Source organism: Prevotella sp. TF12-30, from assembly GCF_003436715.1.
GTDB lineage: Bacteria > Bacteroidota > Bacteroidia > Bacteroidales > Bacteroidaceae > Prevotella > Prevotella copri_A.
On record NZ_QSQJ01000002.1, the window covers coordinates 76,103 to 92,415 of the forward strand.

At 44.8% G+C, this 16,313-nt stretch carries 12 protein-coding genes; 3 read left to right on the forward strand and 9 right to left on the reverse strand.

Features of this window, described 5'->3' with window-relative positions:
* Nucleotides 1-177: 177 nt before the first annotated feature.
* On the forward strand, nt 178-2,079 hold the full coding sequence (locus DXD25_RS01485) for an SLC13 family permease (protein WP_117661464.1): 1,902 nt from the start codon (nt 178-180) through the stop codon (nt 2,077-2,079).
* A gap of 124 nt (nt 2,080-2,203) precedes the next feature.
* On the opposite strand, the gene DXD25_RS01490 is transcribed toward DXD25_RS01485, so the two are convergent.
* From DXD25_RS01490 to DXD25_RS01530, 8 genes are all read right to left on the reverse strand, one after another.
* Nucleotides 2,204-2,836 carry a DNA-binding protein gene (locus tag DXD25_RS01490; RefSeq protein ID WP_158556272.1) on the reverse strand — a complete coding sequence of 211 codons (633 nt, stop codon included), beginning with the start codon at nt 2,834-2,836 and terminating at the stop codon, nt 2,204-2,206.
* Nucleotides 2,837-2,910: 74 nt separating this feature from the next.
* Complete coding sequence (locus DXD25_RS01495) at nt 2,911-3,099, reverse strand: hypothetical protein (RefSeq protein ID WP_117661465.1); 189 nt, start codon at nt 3,097-3,099, stop codon at nt 2,911-2,913.
* Between the two features lie 301 nt (nt 3,100-3,400).
* Nucleotides 3,401-3,622 carry a DUF4248 domain-containing protein gene (locus tag DXD25_RS01505; protein WP_117661542.1) on the reverse strand — a complete coding sequence of 74 codons (222 nt, stop codon included), beginning with the start codon at nt 3,620-3,622 and terminating at the stop codon, nt 3,401-3,403.
* A gap of 12 nt (nt 3,623-3,634) precedes the next feature.
* Nucleotides 3,635-4,654, reverse strand: coding sequence for a CHC2 zinc finger domain-containing protein (locus DXD25_RS01510; protein WP_117661467.1), 1,020 nt, complete (start codon nt 4,652-4,654; stop codon nt 3,635-3,637).
* Nucleotides 4,655-4,668: 14 nt separating this feature from the next.
* Nucleotides 4,669-6,003, reverse strand: coding sequence for a hypothetical protein (locus DXD25_RS01515; RefSeq protein WP_117661468.1), 1,335 nt, complete (start codon nt 6,001-6,003; stop codon nt 4,669-4,671).
* Between the two features lie 211 nt (nt 6,004-6,214).
* Nucleotides 6,215-6,625 carry a hypothetical protein gene (locus DXD25_RS01520; protein ID WP_117661469.1) on the reverse strand — a complete coding sequence of 137 codons (411 nt, stop codon included), beginning with the start codon at nt 6,623-6,625 and terminating at the stop codon, nt 6,215-6,217.
* Between the two features lie 435 nt (nt 6,626-7,060).
* On the reverse strand, nt 7,061-7,711 hold the full coding sequence (locus tag DXD25_RS01525; RefSeq protein WP_147327817.1) for a hypothetical protein: 651 nt from the start codon (nt 7,709-7,711) through the stop codon (nt 7,061-7,063).
* Between the two features lie 115 nt (nt 7,712-7,826).
* The gene (locus DXD25_RS01530; protein ID WP_117661471.1) at nt 7,827-8,819 is read right to left on the reverse strand and encodes a hypothetical protein; all 993 of its coding nucleotides are present in this window, start codon (nt 8,817-8,819) and stop codon (nt 7,827-7,829) included.
* 541 nt (nt 8,820-9,360) lie between these two features.
* Between DXD25_RS01530 and DXD25_RS01535 the strand changes: the two genes are divergently transcribed.
* Both DXD25_RS01535 and DXD25_RS01540 read left to right on the forward strand, forming a co-directional pair.
* Nucleotides 9,361-11,382 (forward strand): DNA methyltransferase, encoded by a 2,022-nt coding sequence (locus DXD25_RS01535; RefSeq protein WP_117661472.1) that lies wholly within the window; start codon nt 9,361-9,363, stop codon nt 11,380-11,382.
* Between the two features lie 6 nt (nt 11,383-11,388).
* Complete coding sequence (locus tag DXD25_RS01540; RefSeq protein ID WP_117661473.1) at nt 11,389-14,277, forward strand: DEAD/DEAH box helicase family protein; 2,889 nt, start codon at nt 11,389-11,391, stop codon at nt 14,275-14,277.
* A gap of 79 nt (nt 14,278-14,356) precedes the next feature.
* Here the strand turns inward: DXD25_RS01540 and DXD25_RS01545 are convergent, their stop codons facing one another.
* Nucleotides 14,357-16,123, reverse strand: coding sequence for an ATP-binding protein (locus DXD25_RS01545; RefSeq protein WP_117661474.1), 1,767 nt, complete (start codon nt 16,121-16,123; stop codon nt 14,357-14,359).
* Nucleotides 16,124-16,313: the final 190 nt, after the last annotated feature.

Genomic DNA, 16,313 nt, shown 5'->3' on the forward strand with positions numbered 1-16,313 from the left:
TTCTTTTTATTTGATTGATTGATTTGAGGGCAAAGGTACTGAAAACTGATGAATAAAGTGTAGTTTCCTCCTATAATCTGCTATAAATTTAGAAAAATTAGCATTACGGAGGTCAAAAAAGCGAGAAAAAGTAAGTATCTTTGCATCATATTTAAAAAAATCAAAGTTTTTTATAGCATGACAATAACGCTTATTATCTTGATCATTACGGTTGCCATGTTTATTTGGGGCAAGGTGAGAGCCGACATCGTGGCGCTCACAGCCCTGGCAGCACTCCTGGTTTTCGGAATTCTTACGCCAGCCGAAGCTCTGGCTGGTTTCTCTTCGCCCATCGTCGTCATGATGATCGGACTCTTCGTGGTGGGTGGAGCCATCATGCAGACCGGTCTCGCCAAGCTGACGGGCAATAAACTGATGGCACTCTCGCGCGGCAACGAAACCATCACCTTCCTGCTTGTGATGCTCGTAACCTCCTTTATCGGAGCCTTCGTGAGCAATACCGGAACGGTGGCCCTCATGATGCCTATCATCATGAGCCTGGCAGCAGGTTCGGGCATGCAGTCGTCGCGCTTCCTCATGCCGCTCGCCTTCGCCGGAAGCCTGGGCGGAATGCTCACACTCATCGGTACACCGCCCAACCTGGTTATCGACGAGGTGCTTACTGAGGCGGGATTCAAGCCGCTCGCCTTCTTCTCCTTCTTCCCCGTGGGCATCATCGTCATCGCCATCGGCATCATCGTGCTCATGCCGCTCAGCAAAATCTTCCTCAGCAGGAAACAGAGCGGAAAGAAGAAAAAAAACAAGTCGCTCGACGACCTGGTGGATGAATACCGCCTGCTCGACAATCTGCATCGCTACATCGTGCCGGGCAGGCGTTCTGCCGCTGCCGCCAAGGATGAAAACGGCGAGCCGATGAACATCGTGGGAAAGACCCTGAAGGAACTCTGTATCCAGAAGAAATACGGAGTGAGTATCATCGAGATTAGAAACGAGAAGAAATCGAGACTCGGACTGGTGCAGGACGTAAACCAGAACATGGCGAAGAGCAGCAGTACCATTCAGGAGCACGACATACTATATATAATAGGTGACGAGCAGAAGATGCAGCGCTTTGCCCAGGATTACGGACTGAGGAGGATGAAGGACGTGAAGATTGATTTCTACGACCTGGGACTGACGGAAATCGTTGTGATGCCTACCTCCAACTTTGCCGGTCTGCGCATTGGCGATGCCAACCTGCGCAAGCGATTCGGCATCAACGTGCTGGGTGTGAAGCGAGGCGGCTCATCATCCTCTTCTTCTGAGGGTGGCAGAGGTGGCAACGAATACATCACGGATAATCTGATAGCCACCAAGCTGCACGTGGGCGATATGCTGCTGGTGCAGGGCGAATGGACCAACCTGGCGCATCTTACTGCCGACACCACCAACTGGGTGGTCTTGGATCAGCCGGAGAAGGCTGCCGATAAGGTTCTGCTGGATTACAAGGCGCCTGTGGCTGCTGCCATCATGCTGCTGATGATAGCCATGATGGTGTTCGATTTCATCCCGGTGGCTCCGGTTACGACGGTCATCATCGCTGGACTGCTCACCGTCTTTGCCGGATGTTTCCGCAACGTGGAGGCTGCCTACAAGACCATCAACTGGGAGAGCATCGTGCTGATAGCTGCCATGATGCCGATGTCAACGGCGCTGGAGAAAACGGGTGCTTCGGCATTGGTATCTCAGGGGCTGGTGGATAGCCTGGGCTCGATGGGCCCTACGGCTCTGCTGGCGGGCATCTACTTCACTACTTCGCTGATGACGATGTTTATCAGCAATACCGCCACGGCGGTTCTCATGGCGCCTATTGCCCTGGTGGCAGCCCATCAGGTGGGGGTGAGTCCATACTCCTTCCTCTTTGCGGTGACCCTGGGAGCCAGCATGTGCTTCGCCTCTCCGTTCTCCACTCCGCCTAATGCGCTGGTGATGAAGGCGGGTGGCTACACGTTTATGGATTATGTAAAGGTAGGTTTGCCGTTGCAGATCATCATCGGCGTGGTGATGACCTTCGTCCTGCCGCTGCTGTTTCCTTATTAAGGATAAAAATCCCCAATCCGGGGCTCGCAATGGAGCCTTGGAATTGGGGATTCTGCGTATAAAGACTTAACAGAAAATAGAGAGTGGAATGGGAAAATGAGATTTGTAATCCTAAGATGTACGGTTACATATCTACAAAATCTCCACCGCCTTCAGAGCCGGTATCGCCGGTATCGGTCTTGCCGCCCTCTGTATTACCGCCTTGGGTATTACCTCCCTCGGTATTTCCAGGCTGTGAACCGCCGCCAGGGGTATCGCCGTTTCCGGTGCCGCCAGGGTTAGTGCCGCCGCCGTTTGGATCCTTGTCAGGGTCTTCCACGTCACCGCTGTCGCCCGAGGTAACGTTCTTCACCACCTTACCATTGCGGTCGATGCAGGTAATCTGGATAGGAGTTCTCTGCAGCTCATCCTTGATATCCACGTTCGGAGTGAAGATTACTCGACGGGCGGTGATGAGGCTGCCTGCCACCTCACCCACGGTAGCCACACTCTTGGCGCGCACGCCGAATCGCATGGTTCCCAGACCTGGGATAGCTACGGAGTGGCCTTCGGTTGACCACGCCTTGATTACCTCGCCGGCAGCATCCCAGCATGCCTGCATCACGCCGCGGCTCACGCCACTTCTCAGAGCAGCCTCCTTAATCACCTTGCTCTCCGGGAGCTTGCTGTAAAGCTCGGTACTGAGCACGAAACGATACTTACCTTTCAACTCACCCACCTGGATGAGGGTTTCCTTTGCTTTCAAATTGATAGACATAATTACTTGAAATTTAAATTGTTAATACTCTGTAAACTATAAACTCTAAACTTTTAACTCTAACTCTAAGCTGACTATCGTATGGTGATAGTAGGCACGAAGTGCGAAGAGTCGGCCCTTGTCGAGATATTGTTCTCCTGCTGCTGCCGCTGGTTCTTCCCGATCACGAGTCCCGCGGTACACGAGCTGGTGAGGAAGGTGACGATGGCAGAGCATACGGCCACGATGAGATACTTGATGAATGCTTTCATATTTGGGTTCATACGCTTCTCTTGCCCCCTATTTACTTTCCGTCTTCTTTTTTGAAAGAAGAAAGAGAAGGACTCGTATCAGGGCTTGGAGTCGAGGTTGATAACTTGATGCATTCGGGATTATCTTATCCGGAATATCTCCCAGATGCCTTTTTTCATTTTTCCAACTGGAGAAATATTTTTCTCCAACTAGGAAAGTGATTTTTAGCGCTTTCTGAATCACGATGCAAAGATACAAAAACAGCCACCATCAGTTGTGCGATGGTGGCTGATGCCGTGCGATGGCGGCACATTTTACTCTAAACATTAAACATTATCCCGGTTCCCCCAGATACTCCACGATGGCCTTCACCTGTTTGGGCGAGAAGGCCTTGCTGGTCTTGCGGTACCCCATATCCAGGAGTTCATTCCATAGCGGGGTGCAGAGATGAATCCAAGCCATCAGATGGTTGACGGCTGTGCGTGGATAACTCTCGGGAAAGTACATCAGGGCAAGTTCCTTCTTGGTGTACGTACGAATGATAAATTCTTCCATATTCATCTTGTTTTAAAAATTGATAAACTCGGTTTTCTCTTTCAGATAATACTCGCTGAAATCCTTGCATCCTGGGGGCAGTTGGTGGTGTACCAGCGAGGGCAGAATCTCCTTGAGTTGCAGGAAGAGGCTTTCGCCCGGAGCATCCCTGTCGGGAAACATGTGCCATTCTATCTTGAGCTGCGAGCCGATTTCCGCCAGCCATTTCTTATCTTCCGGCTTCAATAGCGTGGCAGAAGGAATGGCAATCGCCTTGTGCCCGGCAGATAGCATTGCCCAGCAGTCGCTGCATCCCTCGGTGATGAAGAGCTGTTCGCCCGGCGCCATCCCCTTCACGATAGGCAGATTGTAGATGGAGCATTTTGCACCATAGGGAAAGCGGAATCGGGGAGTTGATTCCCCTTTCTTGTAATCCAGGTTCCTGTTCTGAATCCCAATCAGCTTCCCCTCCGTGCTGAAGTATGGAATCTGCAGCCAGTTCACGCCCTTCTTATCCGTCCAGGAAGTCAATCTGCACCATGCAGCCACTCTCTCATCAATCTTCCTCTCCTCGAAGAGAAAACTTCTGGCCGTCAGGTTGAGCCAGGGATGCTCGAAGAATCTCGCATACCTGCTCGCATCAAAGGAGGAGGATTTTTCCGAAGAAGAACCACCCGAATTATCTTCCGGGGAAGAACCATCGGATGAAGAGTCTCCGGGGGAAGAAGATGATGAAGAAGCTTCTCTCTTCCTATCCTCCTCCAGTTGAACCTGAGGTTCCTCTGCGAGCCATCGGCAAGCCGACAGAAAATCCTTCCCCAGGTATTTCATCACCAGGTCGATGGTGCCTAAGGAATTCCCCATACAGACATAGCATCTGCAGCTGTTCTTTGCTTTATTGAACGAGAGGCTGGCGTGGTGGTCGTCATGAAAGGGGCAGAGCGCCTTGTGGTGCTCCACCTTTATCCCCATTTCTTTCGCGACCTTCTCTATCGGAAGGTCGCGCAGCTTCTGAATCTCATATTTCTCCATAAAAACTAAATCTAAATTCATCCATATTCAAATCATCATTTCATCTCACTCTTAACCTTGGCATCCGGCGACCCCGTAAGATACTCCTGCGTCTTCGTGTAAAGCCCCGTCTGGTTGCTGTAGGTGATGAATTTGCGGTTCTTCCATACGTAGAGCTGGTGCTTGGTGCCCTCTTTGCTCTTTCCTAGGCTCAGGCGTAGTGCTTCCAGCTGCTGTTCGTTGAAGGAATGCTCAAGGCTGTCGAGCATGTTCTTAGGACCACTTCTCTGCACCTCTTCTTCCTGAGCATCGTATCCCTTGAACATGTCTCCAAACACCTTCACCTTCGACCACAGGTCGTAATAGCAGAACCATACTACGAATTCGCCGATGGAGCGTGTCCATGTCTGGTCGTTCAGAATCCAGAGCACAGCCCCCTTCTTCCATGCCGAGAAAATGCTGCGGTGGGAAAGCTCCCAAAGGGTATCGTCGTCGGCAAGGTCGGCAAGCCTTGCCATTTCTTCTGCCAGCTGGTCGGCCACCTTGTTGAGCTGTTTCACCACGAAGGTACCCTTGCAGTTGTCCAGGCGTAGCAGATAGCTGTCTAGCTTTTTCAGGAAATCCTCATCATACGAACCCTGTCGTGGAATTCTGCCGCTGCGCTCGCCACGAGCCTTGTAGGCAAAGGGGATGCGCCCGAAGAAACCATTGGTGATGTCTTTCTTATAGAACTGTCGGGCTGCTTCCGGAGTAGAAGTAAAGGTAAGGTTTACCCGGAGCACGGGATTGCCCGTTACGCCATCAGCCGTGGCGCGCAAGGCACCTGCTCTCTGGCAGTCGTAGATGTTTCTCACCATCTGGCTCACCTGCTTGTGGCCGCCGCAGATTCTATCCGCCATCTCCACCTCGGGCAGGTTGAGGTATTGTGTTCTCTCGCCCAGCTTCTCGCATGCCATGGCATTCTGTATGAAGGCGGGATTGGTAACATCGGCAGGTGGAAACCAGAAACTCACGTCAGGGCGTTCGGGCTTTTCCTTGTTGGCACCCTTGGTTTTCATCTGTCGCTGCCAATCCACGAGTTTCTTGAACTCAGTCTCATCATGTTTGCGGAAATTACGCATGATAGCCTCTACTAGATGTCCCAATTGCGCCTTTCCGATACCCGAAGGGCCTATCAAATGCCCCATCTGACCACACATTTCATAGAATTTGTTGTCGGAATACATAAATCTTACGTCCGTGAGATGGGCTGCCAAAGCCGGAATTGCCATCGGAATGAGCACTTCTCGCATATCTTTTGATGCCTGCGAGATGGCGAATTTCACGAATTCCGTGCCTTTGCTGGGTTTGGGCATCGCTGGAGCGGTGCTGCTGAAAATGTTATAACTCATTGCTTTCTAGAGAATTAAATTAAAATATTACTTGTCGTTGGCTTGTCGAAAATCTCAGTCTCAGTCTCTCAGTTGTTTTAAATGTGGTATCCGCTCCTTTATATTATATATATAACTAATTAAATATCAATAAGTTATAAACGCTTAAAAAGCGGGTAGAGGGTTGGATTGTGACATTTTTCCTAACTGAGACTGAGATTTGAGAGATTTCCTATTTCATATTTATAGGCTGCCCTTTCTCCTGGCCGCTGATAACCCAGAGCTCCTTGGCAGCCTGAAGGCAGAAGTCCTGGAAGGTGAATTTCTCCGTGAACTGCGGACGGTTGAAGGTAGGGTAGAGTGTTCCGTCTTTTTTGCGGTTCACGTTGATGTATGTACCTTCATACACGTGCGGATTTCTCTGTACCACCTTATCCTTCTTCTTCTCGGAGTCGTTCTGCACGAATGTGAAGTGGTCTTCGCCGTCGTGCGTGATGGCTCCATCCAGATACTCGCCGATGCCCAGGCGTCCTGGCTTGCGGGTTATCAACTTGAGGTCGATGCCCAACTCTGTGTTGGGGTAGAAGCCTTTTACTAACTTATTAGAACTTTCGTTCATATTGGCATTTAATACTGCATTCATTTTTATTAAGCGTATTAAATAAGCCTCTCTGGTACAATGACATTCGAAGAGGTTTCCCTGTCATTTTTTCTAGTACCATCATTCCCCACTTTGTGATTTGCAACTCACTTTGCGGGTAGTCATTTTGTTTTCAAATGACGATGCAAAGATAGGCAAAAAGGAAATGCTCATGGCCGAAAAAGTCTTCTTTCGTCAGACTGAGGAATGAAAAGGAATGAAAAGGAATGAAAAAGGAAAGAATCGAGGAAAATAGGGGGATGAACTCTGACGAATTTGTGTTTTTCAGTTTTTATAGAAGAAAAAATCGTTTTTCCGCTCAGATTTTCTATCTTATCGAGGAAAATGAGCGGAAAAACGAGGAATTTGTGCGGAAAATCGGGAGAATTTTGCGGAAATATGTGGAATATATTCGGCTACAACAATCAAAAAGAAAGATTATTGGTTCATCGCATTGTTTATTGCCTTGTTCCAATTGTCTTTCTTAGTCTTATACAATTCATGTTCATTCAGAATCTTCCACAGAGAACTTTTGAAAGATTTATCATAGTTGGAAATCTTTTTTTCACGAATGTATTTTGCAGTAATCCTGGCTATTGCAGGATCAGAACTGGTGGCTTTTACCTCTTTTATATAGGCGATGATATGAGCCAGTTGGTCTTCGTCCGTATAGAAAAGTGGTTCCAAGTCTTGGATGAGTTTTCTGTTCATACCCTCATACTTAATGGTTTCTTCAATCAGTTGCGACAACCATTTGTCGGGGTTATCTATATAGCCCAGTATATAGGCTTTGATTTCTTCGTGCTGATGTTCAGGAAGTTTTGAATTAATATCTTCGAGGATCTGACGATAATTAATATCATGTGATCTAAGGCTCCCTGTCAGACGATGTGCCCAATGGTCGTAGTAGTCTTTTTTGTCATAACATAGGAAAAGCAGGTAGGCTACCCATGTTATACTGACACTTGTGGCCATTTTTGCATCGTCATTATTTTCGCTAGAGTCGTATTCACGCAGGCGACAGAAAAGATTGTCGAAAGCGTTGCCGAAGTCATAATCGATGGATTCTTCCCTAATGTCGTCTATCATAGAAATTACCTCAACGAAAATTTCGGTTGTAGAGAACCGCATGGTATTCATGCGGCTCTCATATTGTTTGCAGCTCTTGTCTATCACTTTTAGGATGATATGATTCTTGAAAGACCTACTGACGAGGTCTTGTGAGTTTTTGGGGAGGCGTTGTTGCATCTTCAGTTTTCTTAATGTCATTTATACTGTTCTTAAGCCATTCCTCCAGAGTTGAAACATCTTCGGTTGCACTTATGGAAGAACCTATCTGGAAATTCTCTATAGCTTTCTCTGGGAGGAAGTACATAGGCACAACTTCTTCGTTGAGGCAGATGATGCCGCTTTTGCTCAACTTCACCTTTATCTCACACTCGTTGTTCTCTATAAACTTGTTGATATAGAACATTTTATCGATAATGTTTTTAACGCTCTGCTCGCTTGCCTCTTTGCCATATTTGTATCCGGCAAACACCTCTTTGGCTTCGTTCTCCATTCCTTCTTCAATAAAACCATTGATATTGCTGTTGCGGGTGTAATCAGAATAGTTGGTTTTATCTTTGTCACGCTTGGCAGTCAGGCAAACCTGGGTTACATAGTCATTGTTCTCTCTGCATTTTCTTTTTACCACATCCCATGCCATTGCTTGCATATAGATCTCCTCAAAGTTGACAGTATAGCCAAATGTCTTTATCATGCGATCGATGTTCTGCTTCAGAATCTTGGTAATCTTGTCCATTTTTCCATAGAATGCACCCGCTTTCTTCTCTATGGCCACATACTGCATTCCTGGCTGATTGAAGAAGATGATATGGCAAAAAGGATATGATGTTTCTGTCGTTTCTTCATAGTCATCTACGGCATTGGTTGTGGTACCTGTTGGCAAGGTTCTTTTCAGATCTTTGTCATCGTTGAGTCTAAACACGATAATATCTTTGCGCACGGCAAAGGTATCATTTCGCAAGCTGACATCAGCTTTACCTTTCTTCATGTACATAGTTAACTTCTCTCCGGCATGGAAAAGACCAGTAAAACGCTTTCTGATCTCTTCTATAGCTACTCTCTTATCAGGTATAGTATCAGGATCTTCCTGGAAGCTATATCTACAAAAAATGAATTTCTGTTGCTTCATTGTTATTGTTTTAATTTAGCAAGGGTAAACGATGCTTTACTGATACAAAGGTACAATAAATACCTGAGTTGACAAAATATTATTGTAAGAAAATAAGAAATGGATATAAAAAAGTGAGATATTTATTATATTTGAGTATAAAAATGAAAATAAATCCCATTTCATTTTGTCTTTTGCCAGTTTCTTTGTACCTTTGCGCATGGATTCGGCAGAAGCCGTTTCCAGACATTTTAGTAAAAACAAAGCATTGACTATTATTGTGGTCTTCCGGAAAAAGCGTAGGAAACTTTCTTTCTGAATATACGACCGCACCAATAATGGTTGGCTTCATCTGTGGTAAGCATAGGTGAGCCTCTCGTCAAATATGTAGAGTCAATGTTCATGCCCGATATAGGGTGTGAGCATTCTTATATTTGACGGTGGTTCAGATATTTCCTACGCTTGCCACGGAAGACCTTAAGAATTGTTCACACCCTTCTTTTGTGTCTCTTGGTGAGTAGCCTGATGATAGTTGGATGCAGCTATTAATAACTATCAGAATATGGCAGACAATATTGATGAACTACATTGGAAAATTAAAGAATTGGAAGGTGAAGTGGCTTATCTTAATGCTCAGCTGAAGCAAGATAACCGTTTTGGACTTCATTGGATAGATGTGCCTGAAGCTTTTGAAGCTGGGGGAGAAAATGCTATTCCGATTCTTGAGGAAGTACCAGAACTTTCCATCACGACAGATGATGGAAAACCTACTCATATACTCATAGAAGGTGATAATTATCACGCTCTTACTTGCCTTAATTATACGCATCAAGGTAAGGTGGATGTGATTTATATTGATCCTCCTTATAATACGGGTAGTGATGGGTTTACGTATAAGGATAAGAGATTTCTTGATAAATATCCTGATGGTACCCAGCTGCCAAAGAATCATCCGTTACGCCATAGTTCTTGGTTGTCGTTTATGGACAAACGAATGAAACTCGCATGCTCTTTATTAAAAGAAGATGGAGTTATCTATATCAGCATAAATGAAGAAGAATATGCAAATTTGAAGTTGCTCTGTGATAGTGTTTTTGGTTATTCTAATTATATTACCACTATTACAATAAAAGTGCGTCATGAGAATAGAATTCTTAAGGGGGATAAACCTATGCACGAAACTACTGAATTGCTTTTGATGTATAGAAAGTCAGACAAGTTTAATATCAGTAAACGTATTGTTGATAATTCTGATCCTAAAGATTATATTTATGAAATTGAGGAGTTGATAGATAATCCGGAAAGAATTATGATGGGAGGTAAGGAAGTGAAAGTCTTTCATCCTGGAGAATATCAGATTGTAGAATGTGAACCAAGTTTTGAACACCTTAAGAAAATAAATATTCGTGGTTCCATAAAAACGGGTAATAGTTCCGGAAGATTTCACATGAGCTACCTCGAAGAAAGAAATAATGATTTTGAGGTAATTTATAAGGTTCCTAATATGGGTGATGATGGAAGGGATGGTAGATATTTCCTTTCTAGAAGCGATAGTTCTCACGCAAACGGATTTTACTTCCAGGGAGCACCTTTACAGAGAAATGACACAAAAGAAATTCCATATCCTAATTTCTTGGATTTTGAACAGGAGTTCAATCTTGTTGGAACAGAAGGTGGCGTTCCTTTTGATGGTGGAAAGAAGCCGATAGCATTTATACAGTATTTGTTGAAAATAGCTAAAGGTAATAATAAAAATCTTGTTGTTCTGGATTTTTTTGCTGGTAGCGGGTCTACTGGGCATGCATTTTTGGATGGAGGCTATACAGGTCAAGTAATCTTAGTTCAAGCGCCAGAAAAGACTTATGAAATCAAAAAAGGCAAGAAGATAGCTAAGAACAATTGTAAGGGCGTTTTTAATGCAGGATTCGAAACTATTACACAGATAACAAGAAAACGTATCGAAAATGCTATTGGCGGATATGTGACTGATAAAAAGATTTCGAAAGTATTATTTGAGGAAGAACTGACTCCTGCATCATTAAAGAAAGTTCCTGATTATCTTGCAAGGATAGACGAAATAAAGCAGGAAAATGAAAAGTTGTATCATTCTTTTAACGTGCATGTTAAAGATGGGGTGCTTATGCTGCAAGGAGAGATTTCGAAAAAGAAAACTTGTCCACCTCTTGGCAATTCTCTCAAGTACTATCGCACTTCTTTCGTAGGAACAAGTACGGCTAATCAGGCAACGGACCATGATAAAACAATCCTAGCCCAAAAAGCGGGATGTCTGCTGGCTTTGGCAGAGAATACGCTTTACGAAAAGAAGAAAACTGATAGCTATCAGATATTCAAGGACAAAAATCATAATGTATGGACGGCAATCTATTTCAAAGAAGATTATCGCCCGAAGTACTTCAACGAATTTGTTCATGAAGTAGAGCAGCTTCAGGGCGTGAAGAATGTTTATATTTTCAGTTGGGGCGACGTAGGATCATTCGAATCCTATTTCGAATATCTTTCTGGGATAAATCTGAAGAGCATTCCTCAGCCTATCCTCGATATTTACAAATCTTTAAATGCTTAAGAAAGTATGGAACAGATACCTTTTCAGATAGAAGCCGTTGATAAACTGGTGGCTAATATAAAGCGATTATGGGGACATAGAGATCGCCAGATTCCTGTTGTTCTGAAAGCTCCTACAGGAAGCGGTAAGACTTATATGACTCAGAAGATGATTTGCGAGATGGCTGAACAGCCAGATTGGGATAGAGAGGTGACTTATGTATGGATTACATTCTCCGACGACCTCGCCATGCAGAGCAAGCATAAGTTTGATGTCTACTTCCCTACGAGTAAGCATGGTCGATTGTTGACGATAGAAGATTTTAGCCTTGGGGCTCTGCAGAAAAACGATGTGCTTTTCATCAACTGGCAAAAACTGGTGAGCGAGAAAGCCGGAAACCGTATATACAGACGACCGGAAAATCCAGATGAGCGACATGAGAGTAGAGTATACTTCGAGGATTTTGTAGAGAATACCCATGCCAACGGTGTGGAAATAGTATTTATAATCGACGAGTGCCATCTGAATGTAACCGAAGCAGCTAATCGTGACGTGATTAGCAAACTCGACCCGAAAATCTGCATTCATGTCTCTGCTACTCCGCCTCCTGAAGTGATGGCAAAAGCTGCAGATTATGACTCGAATGTGGTAATAAAACATGAAGATGTGGTAGCACAAGGGCTGATCAAGGAGAGCATCGTTACCCAGACGAAAGAGGATTTGGATAAATATCAAGGCGAAGATGAAGATCATGTCCTGCTGAAACTTGCTATCGAAAAGCGCAGGGAACTTAAAGCGGAGATTGAGGCCTTCGGCAAAAATGTGAATCCGCTAGTTATCATCCAGTTGCCAAATGATGATGAAACCTTGATAGAACAGGGACAGCCTACCAAGGAAGAGATTACGAAAGAATATCTTATCTCGCAGGGGGTAAAGGCAAACAGAATTGCATCCTGGTTTACTGGTAAGGCTAAGCCTGAGGGGCTGGAACGGAATGATAGCGAATACGAATACCTTCTGTTTAAAACTGCAGCCGGTACAGGTTGGGATTGTCCCCGTGCTCAGGTTCTGGTCATGTTTCGTGATATTAAATCTGAAATTTTCAGTACTCAGACCATCGGTAGAATTCTCCGTGTTCCAATCATGCACGAAGAAGTGTCTAAGGTTTTCCGTAATGGTTATCTTTATACCAACTTCTCGCGCAAAGCTGTAACAGAGGCTGATTATGGCGGAATGGGCAACAAGCCAAAAACGCTTATCTCTTACAACAAAAAGGGGGAAGATTACATAATCGACCCGAATCTGAAGACAGATATGCTGTCGCGTGTAGATTATGGAGATTTGGGTAAATCGGGTGAATTCCAACAATGTTTGTTTGATACATTCAATCGCTATTTCGGCATTACTGATGAGGATGTGTTTGATGATGTTGTAAAAAGAAAACTAGAAACTAAAGGACTCAACTTGAAGGGAAATTTGGCGCATGAGATTGTTTCAGATGTTCAATTCTATGATTACGAAAATATTGGAATCAACCTCAAGGAGGCTAAAGGGGTAGAGCGTGAGTGGAGTAGGAGTGATGTGCAGAAACTCTTTACTTTCACTTTGGTGGAAATCCTACGTTCGCAATCAGATAATGATTGCAAGGTAGGAAACATCGTGCGTTCTGTTCCAACTTTGAAAAGTGCCTTACGCTTGTGGTTCAAGTATTATGCTCTGAAGAATGAAGACGAAGATAAATGGTATCGTATTTTCTTGCATGATGCATTAAACGGTTCAGCTTCAAGTATATTCAGACGCCTTATCACGGAAACGCTTAAGGCATACCATCCTTTGCTCGAAGAACAATTACGTAAGCGCAGAGAGGAAAACCGAAAACGGCAGAGTGTTCCTTTTGTCTTGAAGAAGATGTATTCTTATACAGAAGAACATGATGAGTTGACGGAGCAGAAATGCCTGTTGCATCCTTTCTTCTTGGGGCAAGACTATACTGGCAGAAAAACGGAAGAGAGTTTTTACAAGTATCTTGAGAGCCAGGATGGTATAGAATGGTGGTTTAAGAATGGAGATAGCGGTAAGGACTGGCTTGCCATTCGTTATTTCAGCGAAGAACGCAACGAAGAAGCACTTTTCTATCCCGACTGGATTTTCAAAAAGAAGGATGGTACTATCGGCATCTTTGACACCAAAGGAGGTCAGACGGCTGCATCTAAAGACACGAAAAATAAGGCTGAGGCTTTGCAGAAGCGTCTTTCTATGTTGAACACGTTGGCTGAAGGCAAAATAAATTATGTTGGCGGTATTGTAATAACAGCTAATGGCACATGGTATTATAATAATAATGAAGAATATGCCTATCAGCCTGGTAGTACAGATGGTTGGAAAATGATGCAAGATATGTTTGATGAGGTGAAGAAAAAGAACAGTTCGAATACAGCAATTCTTCATGCCATCTCTCCTTCCGACCGCTTCACCCGTTTTCTCCCTCTGTATTCCATTCAGGCAGCCTGCGGCTACTTCGATGAATATGAGGAACCTGAGGCGGAAGGATGGGTGGATGTATCCTCGTTACCATTCACTCCGAATAGGGAAATGTTCGTGGTTCACGCTAAAGGCAACTCTATGCTGCCGAAAATTAAGGATGGAGACTTATGCGTGTTTGAACGTTATCATGGAGGTTCAAGGGAGGGAGAAATCGTACTCTCGCAGGTAAATGAATATTACGAGGAATATGGCGGAAAATATACCATTAAAAAGTTTCATAGCGAGAAATTCGTGAATGAAGAAGGGGTGGAAGTTCATTCAAAGATAGAACTGCAGCCGCTCAACAAAGATGGCTTCCATACCATAGAAATTCCAGAAGATAATGAAGCCAAGATTGCTACTATCGGCGTTTTGAAATACATTATACGTTAACGATAAAAGGGCAAAAGCATTATCCTATCTATCGGGTAAATGCTTTTGCCTTTTCTCTCTGTACATCTTTTATTTCACTTTATTCTACTTCCTCGCACATCGCCATCTCTGCTCCCCGGTAAATCACAACGAGCTGATGAAGCTTCGTAGTCTTCACAGATTCGCGCACGATGTCGCTATCGGCGTAGCGCCTTATCTGGGCAGAAGCTTCCTCGAAGAGATGATTCAACTGCTCATCGCTGGTGCCCGACTTGCAATATTTCAGTTCCACGATGTAGGAATCTTCCATGTCCTTATAAATGTCGCAAAGGGGCAGCAGGAAGATATCGGCATAACCACCGTCGTTGTCGAGTTCTGAGATAGGACGGTAGAACTTGCATTGGCTCGCCATCGCCAGGGTGAAGCCATGAACGTAAGCCTCGCCCTTCTGCTTGTCACGCTGGGAGGAGAAGCGCTTCAGGCAATCGGCTATGTAGGCAAAGTAGGGCTTGAAGGCGCCTTCATAGGCAAGTTTGCTCTCCAGCTGGGTCTTGTCGTATTGCTCAAAGGTGAGGTCGTTCTCCTTGTAGGTATCCAGCAGATAGGTGTACATCTGGTCGCGCACCACCTCGTTGGGAACCACGAAGCGGGTGTTGCCCTGGTAGGTGCCGTCTATCGTTACCATGCCGAAATAGAAGAGCAGACTCAGGAAATTATCAGGGTCGTTGATGCGCTCGGCAGGGAAATTCTCCATCAGGGTTCCCGTGGTGAATCCCTTGGTCACGATATCCTGTATGATGCTGGCATCGTGGGCAAACTCCTTATCATGGCGGATGAGCATGCGAATCTTGTCGTAGTCGATGCGGATGTTGGTTTCCACCAGCTTCTTCGGAATATCATAATCGTTGCGGATGTAATTATCTACAAAATAGAGCACCATCACGGAGTTGTACATGGTTGTCTTGCCGTACTCTTCTTCTGAGAAGCAATAATTATCATACCATGGCTTCATCACTTCTATCAGCTCATCCACGTTGTGGCGGAATGGCAGCACGCTGGCGTAATAAGCCAGCATTTCACGCACTTCCTCCTCGGTGAATCCCACCATCTCGTTGAACTCCGGAGCCAGGGAATAGTTGGTACCGATGTTGAAACCGCTGGTCAGATCATCCATGGTTACGGGACTTACTCCTGTAACAAAAACTCTGCCCAATGAATCTCCTGCGGCTCCCTTTATTGTGTCGAAGAAATGTCGCAGATATCCCTCGCCGTGAGTCTGTTCGCGATATCGGGTTTCATGTTCCTTGTGGGCAAGAATCTGATTGGTAAAGTGGTCGTATTCGTCGATGAAGAGATAAATCTTTAAGCCTGCTTCAGCACATTTGTCGCATAGAAATCCCAATTGGGCAACGGCATCTTCCTTTTGGTTCATCTCTTCCTTTATGTCCGGTGGCAAAAGGTGGGCGTATCTGCTGCAGAAGGAATTGAACTTGTTGTTGCAATGGGCATCAAGTCCTTTTTTATAATTATCCAATCCTGCTGAAATCATGGCAAAATTCAGGTGAAGGATGAGATAGCTGTTGCGTTCAGGGGTAGGATTCTCTCCGATGTAAAGCTTGCCGAAGAGGCTTTCAAACTTATCCTTCTTGTTGATGTCGTAATAGTTTTCGAGCATGGAGAGGGTAAGGCTCTTGCCGAAACGGCGAGGGCGAATGAAGAAGAAATACATGTTAGATTCTTCTATTTTCTCTATGAATGGGGTCTTGTCAACATAGTAACAATCTCTTTCCATTACATCCTCAAAGTTCTGCATTCCGTAAGGGATGCGCTTGCGATAGATTCGCTTTTGTCTTTCTATTTTTGCCATAATCGAAACCAACTTTTTGTTTTTATGCCGCAAAGTTAAGATTATTATTTGGAATAAGCAAAGTTTTTGGGGCTTTTTCTTGGTGGTTTATCAAAAAATGAGTAGTTTTGCGGACGTGAATCTTCTCTGTAATAAGTGAATCAAATCTTCCTGATGATGAGGAGATCTATTCCTGAAGATGAGGGAATCT

What these genes read in the sequence shown, in the direction of transcription:
- DXD25_RS01485 (WP_117661464.1), top strand. Translation starts at nt 178, where the DNA reads ATGACAATAACGCTTATTATCTTGATCATTACGGTTGCCATGTTTATT.
- DXD25_RS01490 (WP_158556272.1), bottom strand. Translation starts at nt 2,836, where the DNA reads ATGTCTATCAATTTGAAAGCAAAGGAAACCCTCATCCAGGTGGGTGAG.
- DXD25_RS01495 (WP_117661465.1), bottom strand. Translation starts at nt 3,099, where the DNA reads ATGAACCCAAATATGAAAGCATTCATCAAGTATCTCATCGTGGCCGTA.
- DXD25_RS01505 (WP_117661542.1), bottom strand. Translation starts at nt 3,622, where the DNA reads ATGGAAGAATTTATCATTCGTACGTACACCAAGAAGGAACTTGCCCTG.
- DXD25_RS01510 (WP_117661467.1), bottom strand. Translation starts at nt 4,654, where the DNA reads ATGAATTTAGATTTAGTTTTTATGGAGAAATATGAGATTCAGAAGCTG.
- DXD25_RS01515 (WP_117661468.1), bottom strand. Translation starts at nt 6,003, where the DNA reads ATGAGTTATAACATTTTCAGCAGCACCGCTCCAGCGATGCCCAAACCC.
- DXD25_RS01520 (WP_117661469.1), bottom strand. Translation starts at nt 6,625, where the DNA reads ATGAATGCAGTATTAAATGCCAATATGAACGAAAGTTCTAATAAGTTA.
- DXD25_RS01525 (WP_147327817.1), bottom strand. Translation starts at nt 7,711, where the DNA reads ATGATAGACGACATTAGGGAAGAATCCATCGATTATGACTTCGGCAAC.
- DXD25_RS01530 (WP_117661471.1), bottom strand. Translation starts at nt 8,819, where the DNA reads ATGAAGCAACAGAAATTCATTTTTTGTAGATATAGCTTCCAGGAAGAT.
- DXD25_RS01535 (WP_117661472.1), top strand. Translation starts at nt 9,361, where the DNA reads ATGGCAGACAATATTGATGAACTACATTGGAAAATTAAAGAATTGGAA.
- DXD25_RS01540 (WP_117661473.1), top strand. Translation starts at nt 11,389, where the DNA reads ATGGAACAGATACCTTTTCAGATAGAAGCCGTTGATAAACTGGTGGCT.
- DXD25_RS01545 (WP_117661474.1), bottom strand. Translation starts at nt 16,123, where the DNA reads ATGGCAAAAATAGAAAGACAAAAGCGAATCTATCGCAAGCGCATCCCT.